The sequence below is a fragment of the bacterium genome (assembly GCA_024228115.1).
Lineage (GTDB): Bacteria > Myxococcota_A > UBA9160 > UBA9160 > UBA6930.
Genome location: JAAETT010000043.1, coordinates 1 through 15,802 on the forward strand (window position 1 = coordinate 1; position 15,802 = coordinate 15,802).

General features: G+C 64.7%; 13 protein-coding genes. 8 read left to right on the forward strand and 5 right to left on the reverse strand.

From position 1 onward, the window contains the following. Nucleotides 1-104 precede the first annotated feature (104 nt). A complete protein-coding gene (locus GY937_01375; GenBank protein MCP5055356.1) occupies nt 105-284 on the reverse strand; it encodes a hypothetical protein in 180 nt (59 codons plus the stop codon). Between the two features lie 165 nt (nt 285-449). Here GY937_01375 and GY937_01380 point away from each other — a divergent pair, with 165 nt between their 5' ends. Continuing rightward, nucleotides 450-1,187, forward strand: a complete 738-nt coding sequence (locus GY937_01380) for an isoprenylcysteine carboxylmethyltransferase family protein (protein ID MCP5055357.1) — start codon at nt 450-452, stop codon at nt 1,185-1,187. Nucleotides 1,188-1,705: 518 nt separating this feature from the next. On the opposite strand, the gene GY937_01385 is transcribed toward GY937_01380, so the two are convergent. Continuing rightward, complete coding sequence (locus GY937_01385) at nt 1,706-2,386, reverse strand: PEP-CTERM sorting domain-containing protein (protein ID MCP5055358.1); 681 nt, start codon at nt 2,384-2,386, stop codon at nt 1,706-1,708. Between the two features lie 232 nt (nt 2,387-2,618). On the opposite strand from GY937_01385, the gene GY937_01390 reads away from it, so the two are divergent. Further along, nucleotides 2,619-3,680 (forward strand): hypothetical protein, encoded by a 1,062-nt coding sequence (locus GY937_01390; GenBank protein MCP5055359.1) that lies wholly within the window; start codon nt 2,619-2,621, stop codon nt 3,678-3,680. Between the two features lie 470 nt (nt 3,681-4,150). Here the strand turns inward: GY937_01390 and GY937_01395 are convergent, their stop codons facing one another. Next, complete coding sequence (locus GY937_01395) at nt 4,151-4,330, reverse strand: hypothetical protein (GenBank protein ID MCP5055360.1); 180 nt, start codon at nt 4,328-4,330, stop codon at nt 4,151-4,153. A gap of 140 nt (nt 4,331-4,470) precedes the next feature. Here GY937_01395 and GY937_01400 point away from each other — a divergent pair, with 140 nt between their 5' ends. Beyond that, nucleotides 4,471-4,665 (forward strand): hypothetical protein, encoded by a 195-nt coding sequence (locus tag GY937_01400; protein MCP5055361.1) that lies wholly within the window; start codon nt 4,471-4,473, stop codon nt 4,663-4,665. On the opposite strand, the gene GY937_01405 is transcribed toward GY937_01400, so the two are convergent. Beyond that, the gene (locus tag GY937_01405) at nt 4,662-6,887 is read right to left on the reverse strand and encodes an NADP-dependent isocitrate dehydrogenase (protein ID MCP5055362.1); all 2,226 of its coding nucleotides are present in this window, start codon (nt 6,885-6,887) and stop codon (nt 4,662-4,664) included. The two genes, GY937_01400 and GY937_01405, sit on opposite strands and share 4 nt — an antisense overlap. 253 nt (nt 6,888-7,140) lie before the next feature. Between GY937_01405 and GY937_01410 the strand changes: the two genes are divergently transcribed. The 5 genes from GY937_01410 to GY937_01430 all read left to right on the forward strand — a co-directional run bounded on the left by GY937_01410 (nt 7,141) and on the right by GY937_01430 (nt 14,497). Then, on the forward strand, nt 7,141-8,859 hold the full coding sequence (locus GY937_01410) for an AarF/ABC1/UbiB kinase family protein (GenBank protein MCP5055363.1): 1,719 nt from the start codon (nt 7,141-7,143) through the stop codon (nt 8,857-8,859). 152 nt (nt 8,860-9,011) lie between these two features. Then, the gene (locus GY937_01415) at nt 9,012-9,824 is read left to right on the forward strand and encodes an outer membrane lipoprotein-sorting protein (protein MCP5055364.1); all 813 of its coding nucleotides are present in this window, start codon (nt 9,012-9,014) and stop codon (nt 9,822-9,824) included. Between the two features lie 4 nt (nt 9,825-9,828). Further along, nucleotides 9,829-11,376 (forward strand): DUF1302 domain-containing protein, encoded by a 1,548-nt coding sequence (locus tag GY937_01420; protein ID MCP5055365.1) that lies wholly within the window; start codon nt 9,829-9,831, stop codon nt 11,374-11,376. Between the two features lie 58 nt (nt 11,377-11,434). Further along, nucleotides 11,435-13,810, forward strand: coding sequence for an MMPL family transporter (locus GY937_01425; protein ID MCP5055366.1), 2,376 nt, complete (start codon nt 11,435-11,437; stop codon nt 13,808-13,810). A gap of 387 nt (nt 13,811-14,197) precedes the next feature. Continuing rightward, nucleotides 14,198-14,497, forward strand: coding sequence for a hypothetical protein (locus GY937_01430; GenBank protein ID MCP5055367.1), 300 nt, complete (start codon nt 14,198-14,200; stop codon nt 14,495-14,497). A 114-nt stretch (nt 14,498-14,611) separates the two neighbouring features. Here GY937_01430 and GY937_01435 read toward each other — a convergent pair whose 3' ends face one another. After that, a complete protein-coding gene (locus GY937_01435; GenBank protein MCP5055368.1) occupies nt 14,612-15,604 on the reverse strand; it encodes a hypothetical protein in 993 nt (330 codons plus the stop codon). Nucleotides 15,605-15,802 lie beyond the last annotated feature (198 nt).

The window sequence follows — 15,802 nt, forward strand, 5'->3', positions numbered from 1 at the left end:
CGGTCGAGCCGGGAGGGCGTTCGCCCTGGGTCAAGGACCTTTCGACCCGGAAGATCTGAATCGGAATCCGGAACGGCGGGCTGCGTCGCCCCCCGGCCAAATGATCAGATTTCTACGCTTCTGAGTGAGCGTCTACAGTCATCCCGGCTGATAACGCGGTCGCGGTTCTCGAGTAGGTAGATCAGGACGTCGAAGACCTGAGGCTCGACGGAAATCGGCTCCGAACCGCGAAAGAGCTCCCGCCGCTCGGCGTCCAGCAGGTGATCGGCAAATCGATAGAGCATGCGCCCCCCTGAACCCCGAAGCGTGTTTCCCCCAGCCGTTCTCGCGTGAAACTCAGGCTCTTCTCAACCGGAAATCAAGACCGCGTCGAGGTCTTTTGCCAGGCAATCCTGCAGTCTGAGCCTGGGCGCATCCCGCGCCCCAATCTGTGAACACAGGAGTATGCCATGGGACGGATCATCGCACTCGTTTACGGAGTCGCGGCCTACGCGCTCTTCATCGCCACCTTCCTCTACGCCATCGGCTTCGTGACCGGCCTCGTCGTGCCCAAGACCATCGACAGCGGAGCGGATTCATCCCTGACGGAGGCGCTGGCCATCAACCTCGCCTTGCTGGCTGTCTTCGCGATTCAGCACAGCGTGATGGCGCGACCGCGATTCAAGGCGTGGTGGACGCGCTTCGTCCCCAGCTCGGTCGAGCGCAGCACCTACGTTCTGCTCTCGAATGGAGCGCTGATCCTTCTTTTCTGGCAATGGCGCCCTCTCTCCGAGGTCGTCTGGGAGGTCCAGAATTCGAATCTTGCACTCGGTCTCACGGCACTGTCGTTGGCCGGCTGGCTGATCGTCGTCTCCAGCACTTTCCTGCTGAACCACTTCGAGCTTTTCGGCTTGCACCAGGTCGCCACGAACCTGACCAGAAGCCCGATGCCCGAAGTGAAGTTCCGGACACCCGCCTACTACCGGGTCGTGCGGCATCCGATCTATCTCGGATTCGTCATCGCGTTCTGGGCGGCCCCCACGATGACCGTTGGCCATCTGCTTTTCGCGGCGACGACGACGGTCTATATCATCCTCGCCATCCAACTCGAGGAGCGTGATCTGGTCGAGGTCTCCGGGGACGACTACCGGCGCTACAAGGAACGAGTTTCGATGCTGGTTCCGTGGCGCAAGTCGGCTTCCGTTTGAGGGTGTCGCAGTCAGCCCTGAAAGGGGCCAAGCAGCCGCGTCGGGGCTTGGTCGTCAGAATGGGACTTTGCGGCGGTAGGCAAGAGTCAGCTTGACACTCCTATCCGCTCTCGGGGACCTGGGGCGCCGTTCGCAGACGCCAGACCTCGATGCTGCATGTCCAAGACGAGCCCAGCTGGATTCCAGACCGATGCGGTGTGGTCCGAGGGACCGGGCCGTGACTGTGCGGTACAGAGCAGTGTCAGAATGCCTTGCTGGCCCAATGGGCGCTCCGCTAGCGATGAGTCCTCATTCTCCCCAGAGAGACTTGTCAAATCACCCCCTTATCGGACACGAATCCCCCGTTGGAACTCCTATTCTCTTGGCCATATACGGGTTGCCCGCTAATCCATGGCACGCCGGGAGGGATCCGAACCTCCACCCACCAGGTTTGAAACGTGGTCCAATAGAAGAGCTGATGCGGCCTTGTGGTTCGTCGCTTTGCAGCGGAGTGCAATGTGGTGATCAGTCGCCAGCGACTAACATCTCCTTGATCCAGTTCCCGCCTCGTGTCGTCTTGCCAGTTTCAGACTGGGAAGCAGGATGCCCAGGAGCGCCAGGGCGGAAGGCTCGGGAACTGACGAAATGAATTGGACCTCGGCGAGCCCGACTTCGGTTGCGCCGTGGTTGTCCTCGAGGAACAGTCGCACATAGCGGTAGTTCGGGCTGAAGGCGGCCAGGTCGAACTCCTCACCGTAGGCCGCCGTGTCCCCATTGGCAGGTGCTTGCGCAAGGGAGACGGAGGTGATCGATTGCCACGGGCCGGCTTCGTCACCGTACGCGAGGGGGTCATTCGAACCCCAGATGCTGACGGAAAATGCGCCGCGAGTGGTGGTGCCGAGCCCGTGGTAGTTCCAGAATCGGATCGTGTCGAACGACGCCTGCGCGCCGAAGTCGTAGTGAAGAGAACCGCTCGAGTTCCCTGCTGCGCTGAGATAGCCGGTCGTGTTGAACCCGGAATGCGTATCGGGAAAGGTGGGGTACCCGGCTCCGAGGCCGGTCCCATCAGCAGTGGTGATGGCGGCGCCGGAACTCGCGCCGAGGTTGCCGTCCGCGACAAGCGCGTCGGTCACCGCAATGATGGTTGCAAGAGATGGGGAGCTGAATGCGACCCAGGACAACACGATGAACAACGAACCTGCAAAACGCACTGAGCGCATATTCTCTTCCTTTGCTTTGTTCCTCCTTCCCAGGACCTACATGAGTACGCGGCTCGAGGAGCGATGACCATGGTGGATTTCCTTCGGATCTCCCTCGGTTACGCGCGAAACGAAGGCAGGCTCCCGGTGAGACTGGAGAAATTCCACCAGAAATATTCTTGATCACGCGAGACGACTCCGGATGGACGAACGGTCAGTGGGCTACCCTCCCGAGGAGGCTCCCAGACACACGATGCGGCGACTCAGCCAGAACGAAACGCTCCACGGGACCCGGGAGGGCCAGCTTCCGGTCGATGCGGAGCTCCGCCGCGCGTTCCAGCTCACCGATCGAGAAGGTGCGGTCGCCGCCCTGCTGGCTCGTGGATGTTCCGCCGGCGGGGTCGCCGAGCATCTGCAGGTCGCGAACTCAACGGCCGAGAAGCATTTGGCTTCCCTGCGCCAGAAGCTCGGAGTACGGACGACGACCGAGGCTGCGGCTGCCGTGGCGCGCTTCTCACTAGAACAGGTGGCCGGGATTCGAGACTGGCCGACGAGCCCTCCTCACGATCCTGAGCTTCATGCCGATGCCAACGGCCGGGAGTTGGCGGTGGCGCTGGCTGCCGCCTCCCACGTCGACGCGGGGGTTGCTGCACTGCGCGAGCATCTCGCGTCGGAACTCGTCGAGGCGATCCTGTTCGTGTTCCTGCCCCGCAACGTCACCAGCTTTGGTCGAGACGCCACGATCGAGAGCTGGGCTGCGCCCGCTCGGCTGATCGACGCCTATCAGAACTCCGGCGGGCTTCTCGCCCAGCCCATCGCCCACGATCTGTTCGCACAACCCGATCAGGAATTCTGGCTCGACGCGCAAGAGGCGGATCCAGCCCATGCATCGGGTCCACGGGATCTCTTCGACGCCTGTTTGGAAGAAGGCCTGGGCCTCTGCCTCGCCCTTGGAGCGCCTTTTGGGTGCGGTTACGTAGGAGCCTCGCTGTTCTTTTCGGACCAGGCTCGAGACGATCTTCGAGAGGATCGCGCGGCGCGCGTGAGCCGCGTGCGCTTGAGTCTGCTGATGGCGCAGAGTTCGATGTTCTCGCGCGGGCTTCTCGCCCGGACTGTCGGTCTCACGGTTCGGGAACGAGACGCCCTCTCCTTGTTGGCCCGGGGCTGCAACCTGGAGACAGCCGCCGCTGAGATGGGCGGCAGCACCCGCGGGTTGTCCCAGCAATTGAAGCAGGCTCGCGAGAAGCTGGGCGCGGCGACCAATGCGGAGGCGATCGCCCAGGCCATGGCTCTCAACGCCCTCGTGTTCCTCTGATGAGCCCGTCGGATTTCAGCCCACTACCCCTGTTTCACTAGAGCTTTCTGAAATCGCCGGGAGACCCGTGCATGGAGCCGACCTGCTGGGGGTCGATACTTCGCGGGTGCATTCGCGGACGGGAGCCGCCGGATCTTCGGGCATGGATCGGGTGCGGTCGGCGACGAGTTGAATAGCTGCGAGTCGTTCGAGCGGGCGCGGCCCCTCGGCTGCGCGGGCGTGAAACTCGACGTACGGCGAACGCAGGACAGAGAGTTCGTCGTGGCCCACGATGCCCCCCTGCCGGACGGGCGCGATGTCGCCGCCGATCGGGGCCTGGTTGTCAGAATGGTACCTGGCGTTGGTACTGAAGAGAGGCCTGCTTCTTCCCATTCCTGACCGGCGCTCACGCCGGAGCTCGAACCGGGCCCGGTCCAGAACATGCTAGTCCGCACACTCTCCCCGCCGATCCCGAAAGCGGGCGCCCGCCGCTACCGAGGATCCACTGGAAATGACAGGTAGTCCATGACCACGGCAGTCAGGGCAAGAGCCCCTGCCTTTACCGCGCCGATTTCGACGACATAGCGCGGATTGTGGTTCAGAACATCAGGCAAGATACCATCGTCGAAGAAGTTGGAATAGACGTCCGGCTTTCCTGATTCGATGTCCAATGGGCGCTCCGCTAGCGATGAGTCCTCATTCTCCCCAGAAGGACTTGTCAAATCACCCCCTTATCGGACACGAATCCCCCGTTGGTACTCCTATTCTCGCGGGCTGTCTGAACGCCTACTTGGAAGACGGAGAACCCGAAGTGTTTCTACTCGCTCTCCTGGATGTCGCACGAGTTCGCGGCGGTGTTGAGCGATTGGCAGAGGCCGCGGAGCTGAACTGTGAGCATCTCTACCGCAGGCTCTCCGAGGATGGGAATCCGGAGCTGCGCAGCCTCGACCTCTTGCTCGACGCTCTGGGGTTCCAGTTGGCCGGGACCCTCAAGGAAGCGAGCTAGATCGAGTCGATGATCCCGTTCAGCGTCGCGCTCGGGCGCATCGCCCGGCTCGTGCGGTCCGGATCGGGCCGGTAGTAGCCGCCCAGATCCTGGGGCGGACCCTGGGCTGCGTTCAGCTCCTCGACGATGGTCGTCTCATTCTGCGCCATCGCCTGGGCCACGGGTGCAAAGCGCGTCGCCAGTTCCGGATCGCTCGTCTGCCCGGCCAGTGCCTGGGCCCAGTAGAGCGCCAGGTAGAACTGGCTGCCGCGGTTGTCGAGCTCGTGCACCTTGCGCGAAGGCGCCTTCCGGTTGAGCAGGAGCTGGGTGGTCGCATCGTCGAGGGTTTCGCCGAGCAGGCGGGCCGCTGCGTTGTCGAAATGTTCGCCCAGGTGGTCGAGCGACGCCGCAAGAGCCAGGAACTCACCGAGAGAGTCCCAACGCAGGTGCCCCTCTTCCTCGAACTGCTGCACGTGCTTCGGCGCCGAGCCGCCTGCACCGGTCTCGAAGAGGCCGCCGCCGTTCATCAGCGGCACGATCGAAAGCATCTTGGCGCTGGTTCCGATCTCGAGGATCGGAAAGAGGTCGGTCAGGTAATCCCGCAGCACGTTGCCGGTGACCGAGATCGTGTCCTCACCGCGGCGGATCCGCTCCAGAGAAAAGCGCGTCGCCTCGACCGGAGAGAGGATCTCGATCTGCAGGCCGCTCGTATCGTGATCGCGGAGGTAGGCCTCGACCTTCGCGATGAGCTGGGCGTCGTGGGCGCGGCTGCGATCGAGCCAGAAGACCGCCGGTGCGCCGGTGGCCCGGGCTCGGGTGACTGCCAACTTCACCCAGTCGCGAATCGCAGCATCCTTCACCTGGCAGGCGCGCCAGATGTCGCCGCGCTCGACCGCGTGCTCCAACAGCACCTCGCCGCCGGCACCGACGACGCGCACGCTACCGTCACCCGCGATCTCGAAGGTCTTGTCGTGGGAGCCGTACTCCTCGGCCTTCTGCGCCATCAAGCCCACGTTCGGAACGCTGCCCATGGTCGCGGGATCGTAAGCGCCGTTCGCCTGGCAATCCTCGACGACAGCCTGGTAGACGCCCGCATAGCTGCTGTCCGGAATCACGGCCTTGCAATCCTGCAGCTCGCCGGCCGGGTTCCACATGCCGCCGGAATCCCGGATCATCGGCGGCATCGACGCATCGATGATGATGTCGCTCGGCACGTGCAGGTTGGTGATGCCCTTGTCCGAGTTCACCATGGCGAGGGCCGGGCCCGTGGCGTAGGCCGCTTCGATGTCGGCCTCGATCGGCTTGCGCTCGTCGTCGGAGAGCTCGCCGATCTTCTCCAGCAGATCGCCGAAGCCGTTCTTCACGTCGACGCCGAGCTGGTCGAGGGTCGCCGCGTGCTTCTCGAAGACATCGGCGAAGAAGACCCGCACCGCGTGACCGAAGATGATCGGGTCCGAGACCTTCATCATCGTCGCCTTCATGTGCAGGGAGAAGAGCACGCCCTTCTTCTTGGCGTCCGCGACCTGCTCGCCCAGGAACGCGACGAGGGCCTTCCGGCTCATCAAGGTCGCGTCCATGACCTCACCGGCCAGGAGTTCGATCCCCTCCTTCAGCACGGTGGTGTCTCCACCGGCACCGACGTGCTCGATGCGGACCGTCGTCGGTGCCGTGACCGTGACCGCCTTCTCGTTATGCCGGAAGTCCCCGGACTCCATCGTCGAGACGTGGGTCTTCGAGTCAGCCGCCCACTTCCCCATACGGTGGGGGTTCTGTCGGGCGTACTCCTTGACAGCCTTCGGCGCACGACGATCCGAGTTCCCCTCACGCAGCACCGGGTTCACGGCGCTGCCCTTCACCTTGTCGTAGCGCGCCTTCATCTCGCGTTCCTCGTCCGTCGTCGGCTCCTCCGGGTAGTTCGGCAGGGCGTAGCCCTTGGCCTGGAGCTCGGCGATCGCTGCCTTCATCTGCGGGATCGAGGCACTGACGTTGGGCAGTTTGATGACGTTGGCCTCGGGCGTCTTCACCAATGCACCGAGTTCGGCCAGACCATCGGGGGCGCGCTGCTCCGGCTTCAGCCGGTCCGGGAAGACGGCCAGCAGGCGACCCGCCAGCGAGATGTCGCGTGTTTCGACCGGAACCCCGGTCGCCCCGGCGAATGCCCGGATGATGGGCAGGAAGGCGTGGGTCGCCAGGGCCGGGGCCTCGTCGGTCCAGGTGTAGATGATCGGCGGGGATTGGCTCATGGGCCCTCCGGCGGGGGGTGCTCGCGGCGCGGAGAGGTCATACCAGAATGGGTGCGCCGACTCCACGACGGGGCGGTCCACCGCGATTCGCGACCCCGGGAGGAGGGGTACGCCGCATCCACCCCCCGGCTGGCCGTGGCGGCCCATGCTCCGCCACGCCTCGGAGCGCCCCTGGGCGCCGGAGGCCGATCGGCCGACGGCCGCTTGAGATCGCCCCCGACTACGCCATCCTCGCCCGGGGAGGAGCAAGCGTGTGAGCGGAACGGGAGCCGAGCCGTCCATCCTCGGGGTGGCGATCCGGGATCTGACCCGGCTCCAGGCCGTATGCGTGGCCGTGGCCCGGCACGGCTTCGGCGAGATCCTCATGCGCACGTCCCTCGGGCCCCGCGTCTTCGACGCGGCCGCACCTCCCGAGGGAGACGCATCGCTCCGGGGCGCCTCGGCAGCGGTCCGCTTCGCCGACCTGCTCGGTGGACTCGGACCCACATTCATCAAGCTCGGACAGATCCTCTCGATGCGGCGCGACCTGCTCCCCGCCGACTGGATCGAGGCGCTCAAGCAGCTCCAGGACAACGCACCCGTACTCGGCTTCGAGGACGTGCGCGGAACGATCGAGGCAGCGCTGGGAGCACCGCTCGCTCGGCTCTTCGCCGAGTTCGACGAGACGCCTCTCGCCACCGCGTCGATCGCCCAGGCCCACCGCGCCCGCACCCACGACGGCGAGGCCGTGGTGGTGAAGGTTCAGCGGCCGGGAATCGAGGACACGATGCGTGGCGACCTCGATCTCCTCTACCTGTCCGCACAGGTACTGGAAGCGAGCATCGACGAGATGCAGCTGATGGGCGTCTCGCAGATCGTCGAGGAGTTCGAGAAGGGGCTGCTCCGCGAGCTCGACTTCGGGCTCGAGCTCGCCAACATGCTGGCGGCCCGCCAGCTGCTCGATCCGGAGCGACACGTGACGATCCCGCGGCCCCATCCGGAGCTCAGCGCGCGCACTGTGCTCAGCATGCAGTTCTTCGAGGGGCGCCCGCTGCGCGAGCTCGCTCCCGGGAGTGAACCTGCACGACACGCCGTCGAGGAGATCGTGCACGCGGCCTGCAAGCAGGTGATGATGGATGGGCTCTTCCACGGCGACCCCCATGGCGGAAACATCCTGATCAATGCGGAAGGCACCGTCTGCCTGATCGACTTCGGCCTGGTGGGAGAACTCAGCGAGGCACAGCGCGACGAGTTGGTGACGCTGGTTCTGGCCACGATCGCCGGCGATAGCGCCACTCTGGCGCGGGTACTGCTGCGCATGGGCACGCCCACCCAGCGCGTGGACCTGGCCGCACTGCGTGGGGAGATCGAGACCATCCGGGAGCGCTTCCTGACCGCGTCCAGCCTCACGGACGTGGACTCCGCCGCATTTGCCGAGGCCTTTGCGGAAGCCGCCCAGCGCTTCCGCATCAAGCTCGCGCCCGAGTACTCCATCCTCAGCAAGGCGCTGGCGACCGTCGAGGGGATCGTCCGCCATCTCCACCCGGAAGTGGACCTGGCCGCCATCTCCCAGCCGTACTTGAAGGAGATGATGGCGCGGAGGCTCTCGCCCGGAGGCTTGGCCCGGGAGTTGCTAGGCGACGCGAGCGGAGCCGTCTCCCTCGTCAGGGAGCTACCGGGGCAGCTCGACCAACTGCTGCACGATCTCTCCACCGGCAACCTGCAGATCCACGCAGTGACGCCGGAGCTCGACGAAGTGCCCGACCTCCTGCACCAGCTCGGCGGTCGGCTCGTGCTTGCGGCCTTTGCAGCCGCACTCACGCTCGCGACGGCCATCCTCGTCGCCAGCGAACCGAGCACCCTGCGCACGGTGCTCGCTTGGCTCTCAGCGCTCAGCGCGACGGGTACTTGGTCGATCCTGCTCGGATGGCATGCGGTCGGGCGCGGCAAGCCACTCCGGCTCCGCCCGCTGCTACGCCTGTTCCGGCGCTGAAGCCACGGAACGAGTGGGACATTAGTCCGCATCTGGCGCGACCTCGAAAGCATGCGGATCGCGGAGTTGCCGTTCGATGTGTCGGGTTCCGGTCGGGCCTCGACAGGAATCGGGAAGGGCGCAAGGATGAAAGCCACTGGAGGGAATTCTCGATGATCGGGTTCTGGTTCGGGGGTCTCCTGGCCCTGACGCTTGCACTGTCCGCAGTCCCAAGCCCGATCGCGGCAGCCGAAGAACTCGACGGCCGGGCCATCATGGAGCGGGTCGACGCCCGCGACGACGGCGACACCGGCACCTCGGACACGCGCATGGTCCTGATCGACAAGAGGGGGAAGAAGCGCGAACGGAACCTGCGATCCTTCTTCAAGGACTTCGGCGAGGATACCCACCAGGTGCTCTTCTTCCTCTCGCCAGCCGACGTCAAGGATACGGGCTTTCTCACCTACGACTACGATGGGAACGAGCGCGACGACGACCAGTGGCTCTACCTCCCCGCGCTCCAGAAGACCAAACGCATCGCGGGCGGGGACAAGAGCGGGAGCTTCATGGGCTCGGACTTCACCTACGCCGACCTCTCCGACCGCCCACTCGACAGCTACGACTACGAACTCATGAAGGAGGTCGAAGTCGGCGGGGTCATGACCTGGCAGGTCGAGGCGATCCCGAACAATGAGAAGGAGGTCGAAGAGACCGGGAATTCCCGTTCCATCTACTTCGTCCGACAGGACAACTTCATGGTGGTCCGATCCGTGAGCTGGACCGAGAAGCGCGGCCGGCTCAAATACATGGAGGTGACGAAGCTGGAGCAGATCGATGGGATCTGGACTGCGATCGAACTCCAGATGACCACCAAGAAGGGGAAGAAGACGCTCCACAAGACGGAGCTCTTCATCAGCAAGGTGCGCTTCAACCAGGAACTGGGTGACGAGCTCTTCACGGTTCGGGGTCTGGAAAAGGGCCTGTAGGCGCGTGAAGCTCACCCAAGGGCTGCTGACGCTAGCCCTCTTTCTCGTGACCGGTTCGCTACCGCCCACCTCGGCGTGGGCTGTAGACGATCTGGATCTCGACGACGTGCTGGGGGGATTCGAGGAGGAGGATGACACTCCGGTGCAGGAGGATGTCGAGCCCTCCGCCCAACCGGATCCGGAGCGCTTCTGGGATCTCACGGGCAGCTTTGCGCTGACCGGTGCCTACGGCATCCACCATCACGAATCGAACACCGGCACCCGCTACGACGGGCTGACCGCCCTGCGCAACCAGCTCAGCCTGCAGCTCGACCTCGATCTCCCGGCGGACTGGAAGGGGCGTGTCTCCGGCTACGGGTTCTTCGACGCGGCCGACCGGATTCGGGGTCGCCACCACTTCAGCGACGACGTCATCGACGAGTACGAATGGGACGCCGAGCTGCAGGAAACCTACCTGCAGGGAAGTCTGCTCCGGAACCTCGATCTCAAGCTCGGTCGCCAGGTCATCAATTGGGGCCGCTCCGACACCCTCCGAGTGCTCGACGTATTGAACCCCATCGACAACCGTGACCCGGGCCTGACGGACCTCGAGGATCTGCGGCGCGCGGTTGGTGCGGCACGCCTCGACACCTACTTCGGGGAAAAAGGAAACTGGAACCTGAGCCTGGTGGTGATTCCAGAGCTGCGATTCGATCTCAATCCGGTATTCGGTCACGACTTCTACCCGACCATCGACCTGTCGGACCTGACGACATCGCTGGAGGTCGGGTTGGGTCTACCGGCCGGTAGCCTCGCCAGTCTCGATGCCGGATCGCTCACCCTCGCGGACCGACGTCCGGATCGATTCGGTGAGCGGCCCGAATGGGGCATCGCTCTCGGTGGGATCTTCTCTGGTTGGGATTTCTCGCTGCATGTGGCGCGCTACCGCACCAACTCGGGTCAGGTGGCGTTGCGACCCGGCCTGCTGTCGCTCCCGGGCCCGGCGTCGGTGACGCTTCCGTTGTTCGAGGCAGAGCTTCGCTATGACCGGACCACCCTCTTCGGATTGGGGGGCAACTACACAGCCGGTGCCTGGCTCTTCAAAGGGGAACTCGCCTGGCTCGATGGGATGCGGTTCGACACCCTCGAGCAGGTCGCACCCTTCGTGCGAATCGACACGGCCGAGAAATCGCGGACCGACCTGATGCTCGGCGTCGAGTACTACGGATTCGACGAAACCGTCATCGCCCTCGAGGTGGCCAATCGCCACATCAACGATTTCGAGAGTCGCCTGCGCGGGTTCCCGAACTGGGCGCAGGAGAACGCGCTCGAGATCGCATTGCGGGTGACCGTCACGTTGCTGAACGATCGGCTGGAACTCACCGCACTGGCAGTAGCGAACGGTGAGAAGCTTCAAGACGGGAGCTTCGTGCGCCTGTCGGCCGACTGGGAGCTCTTCGAAGCGTTCGAAGTGGGTGCTGGAGTTCTGCTCTTCCAGTCGGGCGAGGCACCTGGATTCGGCTCGGTGGGTGAAAACGACCGCCTCTTCCTGCGCGCCAGGTACAGCTTCTAACCCAAGGAGTCCTTCGCACTTGAGAACCCTCGTGGAAATCCTGAGCGAGGCCTTCGAGATGATCGGGGGCTGGTGCTTCGACAACCGCTGGACGGCCCTTTCTCTATCCGCAGTAGCGGCGGTGGGCCTGCTGTTTCTCGCTTCCGGGGTCCGCTTCGACAACAGCTTCGAGTCGTACTTCGCGCAGGGCGATCCAACCTACGCAGCCTACCTCGACTACCGCGACGAGTTCGGATCCGACGAGGTCTCCTACATCCTCTACCGCGCACCCGATCAGGCGGAGGGCGCCTGGAATCTCGAGGTCATGCGCAAGATCGCACACCTCACGGAGGCGTTGGAGGAGGAAGTCCCTTTCATCGACGAGGTCACCAGCCTCACCAATGTCGAGTTCATGGATCCGGTTCCGGGTGGCATCGAAATCGACGATCTGCTGGAAGAATTCCCAGCCACCCAGCAGGAGCTACTCGCCATCCGGGAGAAGGTGCTCGCAAAACCGCTCTACGTGGGAGCACTCACCAGCCGAGACGGACGACACGCCGGCATCATCATCGAGATGGATCGCTCGAGCATCGATCCGCTCGACGAGATCCGGCTCGACCCGGAGGGCGGTGACGGCCTCGACAATCTCTACCCCCAGGTGAGCTACCAGAAGATTCAGGAGATCCTGGCGCGGCCCGCCTACCAGGGAATCCACTTCTACCACTCCGGCGACGTTCCGCTCAACGCCGAGATCAACATCATCAGCGTCACCGAAAGTGCGGAACTCGGGCTGCTCACCGCGGTCATCATCGCGGTGCTGCTGCTCTATTTCTTTCGGAGCCCACTCGGGGTAGCGGGCCCCCTCGCGGTGGTAGGTCTCAGCATCCTGGTCGTGGTGGCGCTGGTCGGGAGCCTCGGCTGGATGCTCGACCTGATGTTCGGAATGCTGCCAACGCTGTTGATCGCGGTCGGTGTGGCGGATTCGGTCCACATCATCTCCGAATTCCGGACGCTGCGCATCGAAACCGGGGACCGCCGTGAAGCGGCGCGCCGCACCCTCTACCTGGTCGGTGCCCCTTGCCTCCTCACCAGCCTCACCACGGCTGTCGGCTTCGGTGCCATGGCGACAGCACCGATCAAGACGCTCTCCCACTTCGCGGTCTACAGCGCAGTGGGAGTGGTGGCGGCCTTCCTCTTCACCGTCACCCTGCTGATGGTCTTCCTCTCCTTCGGTCGGCGCGAACTGGGGCACGCGGCCAGCGAGCGGGAGCTGATGCGCGCCAAGGGGGGACGGCGCTTCCAGGCCTTCCTGAAGTCGGTCGCGAACTTCGACATCCGGCATCGTCGGGCGATCCTGGTCGTCTCGTGCGCCCTGACACTGATCGCCCTGGCCGGAATCACCAGGATCCAGGTCGACTCCAACTTCCTGAACGACTTCTCGGAGGAGGTCCGGGTCCGGCAGGACGCGCTCTATGCGGACAGCGTGATGGGTGGGACCAACAGCTACGTCTACCTCTTCGAGACGGAGGAGCCGGAAGCGATCAAGGACCCGGCCGTACTTCGAGAGATCGAGCGTCTACAGGAGGAGGGGGATCGACACGACGGCCTGGTGATGAAGAGCACCTCGATCGTCGACGTGCTGAAGGATATCAACCAGACCTTCCACGACGGTGACCCTGCCTACTATGCAATTCCCGAAACCCGGGAGTTGGTCGCGCAGTACCTGCTCCTGTATGAGATGTCGGGAGGAGAAGCGCTCGACGACTATGTCTCGAGTGACTATTCCCGCGCTGCTCTCGACCTGCGCTGCAAGTGGACCGACACCAGCCTCCTGGCAGGGATGGAGCGAGAGCTGTCCGGATACCTGGAGCGCCATCCGATCGAGAACGCGGCCGCGACCTTGACGGGCGTCGGATCACTCTGGATTCAGTTGATGGACTACATCACCACCAGCCAGATCCGCAGCCTTTCGCTGGCGCTCATTGCCATCGCGATCATGCTCTGCCTGCTGTTCCGATCGGTGCGGCTCGGGATGCTCGCCATGGTGCCGAATGTGGTGCCGGTTGCATTCACGCTGGGCGTCATGGGGTGGTTCGAAATCACGCTCGACTACGTCCGGCTGCTGATCGCGCCGGTCGCGATCGGGATCGCGGTCGACTACAGCATCCATCTGGTCTCCCGCTATCGCCACGAGTTCCTGGAACGCGGCCGCTATCGGGAAGCACTGGCCGCATCGCTTTCGAGCGTGGGGCGCGCGCTCGTCATCACCACGGTGGTCCTGGTGGCCGGCTTCCTGACTTCGTTGCGATCCGACATGGATAGCCAGGCGAGTTTCGGCATTCTGTTGGCCGGCACCATCGTGATGGCACTGATCGCCAACTTCTTGCTGATGCCCGCATTGGTGCTGACCTTCAGGCCGTTCGGCCCCGAGCGTGAGATCGAGGCCGACGGCTAGATGCGTGCGGCTTCCCGCCGCGAAGTTCACTCGGGCCCTAGCGGGCGCCAGCCACCGGAATTGCCTCTGGATCGACCGCTCGCCGGGATCGCGACCTTCGCAGATCTTCCAGCACCAGGTAGAGGCTGGGGACGAGAAGCAGGGTGACGACTGCGGCAAAGAGCACGCCGTAAGCGAGAGAATGGGTGCGCCGACTCCACGACGGGGCGGTCCGCCGCGATTCACGACCTCGGGAGGAGGGGTCCGCCGCATCCACCCCCCGGCTGGCCGTGGCGGCCCATGCTCCGCCACGCCTCGGAGCGCCCCTGGGCGCCGGAGGCCGATCGGCCGACGGCCGCTTGAGATCGCCCCCGACTACGCCATCCTCGCCCGGGGAGGAGCCTGCCCGTGAGCGGAACCGAATCCGAGCCGTCCATCCTCGGGGTGGCGATCCGGGATCTGACCCGGCTCCAGGCCGTTTGCGTCGCGGTGGCCCGGCACGGATTCGGCGAGATCCTCATGCGCACGTCCCTCGGCCCCCGCGTCTTCGACGCGGCCGCACCCAAGGCGGTGGACGTGGTGCTCAACACCGTCTACGAGCTGTTTCTGGACTCGGCGGCCGCCAAGGGAGAGGGTGCGGGCCGCAAGCCGGAGATGTCGTCGGAGGCGGTGCTCTTCGCCCACCTCGCTCCGGGCGTCCACCGGTAGGCGATCAGCTGCGCAGAGTGCCGAGGCACGCCGCCTGGTCGAAGTCGGCGTCCAAGCCCGCGGCCGCACGATCCGCGGATTCGAAGCTCGCGCGATGTACGGACTGCCCTCGACTTACTCGAGGGTCGCGAGCAGGTCTACTGCGCGCCGTCGCCAGCCGGGCATCCCGATCGAATCGAAGCGGCGAAGCGCCGAATCGAGGAGCGGGCGGGCGCGCGTTCGATCCGCGACCCCATCGCGGCGGAGGTACATCAACGCCTCCTCGAAATCGGCGATGGCGCGCAACGGACGGGCACCCTGCGCCCCGAGGACTCGACGGGACGCCGCGAACCACTCCGTGGCTTCGTCGAAACGCTTCGAGAGCGCTGCGAGTCGTGCCATGGACAGCCGCGCATCGGTATTGGCCCGCCTGAAGTCCGGCTCGAGGACCTTCGATCGGAGATTCGGCTCCAGAACGTCGACGAGATCAGGCCGCTCCACTCGCCAGCAGGCCTCGCACACGAGATCCAGAAGCTGCGTGTAGTTCTGAGACCAACCCGGCGCCTGTCGCACCGCCGGGAGTACCGTGCGCGCTGCGCACAGGACGGCTTCCGGGTCGCCTCCGGTGCGCGCATAGGCAAGAGCCAGGAACGCCTGAACGATTGCCCTGCCGTAGGCGTGATCAGGCGCATGGGTTCGCAGGTTGGTCTCCCCAATCGGAACGAGCGCTTCGATCCCCTCGTCTCTCGCGCGCGCCAGGTCGCTCGGAGCGGCCATCGCGTTCAGGAAGAAGGTGGAGTTCGCTCCAACGCGCTCCCCTAGATCGAACGCGGCCCGGGAGTGCTCCTGCGCGCCGTCGAAGTCGCCCAGCGCTACCTCGATCTGGGCCAGATAGGAGAGGCCTAATGCCGCCTCGAACAATCGCCCGTCCCGGAGCGCTGCTTCCGCCTGGTGTTCGCTCAGCGCTCTTGCGCGCTCGAGCTCTCCCACCACGAAGCCCAGCAGCCACAGCTCGTTCCGATCCAACACCTGTACCCTGGAGTGCACAGGGAGATTCATGTAGAGGGCCTCGGCCTCGGGGGGCACCCGGTCCATTGCGAGCACGATGCGGCTTATCTCGCGCCGCACGGGCGTATCGAGCGGAATCCCCGGAAAATCGGGATCGCCAGCTTCGTTCCACTCCTCGTCTAGGAGTCTGCGCGGTAGAAGCGAGATCGGCCGCGTAGCGTGGGATTCTCGGTTGAATTGTTGCGGTGAGTAGGGTCTGGGGCGCCCGGGACCGCGAAGGCTCCGGATCGGGTGTGAGCCGGGGTTGCCCTGGAAGCC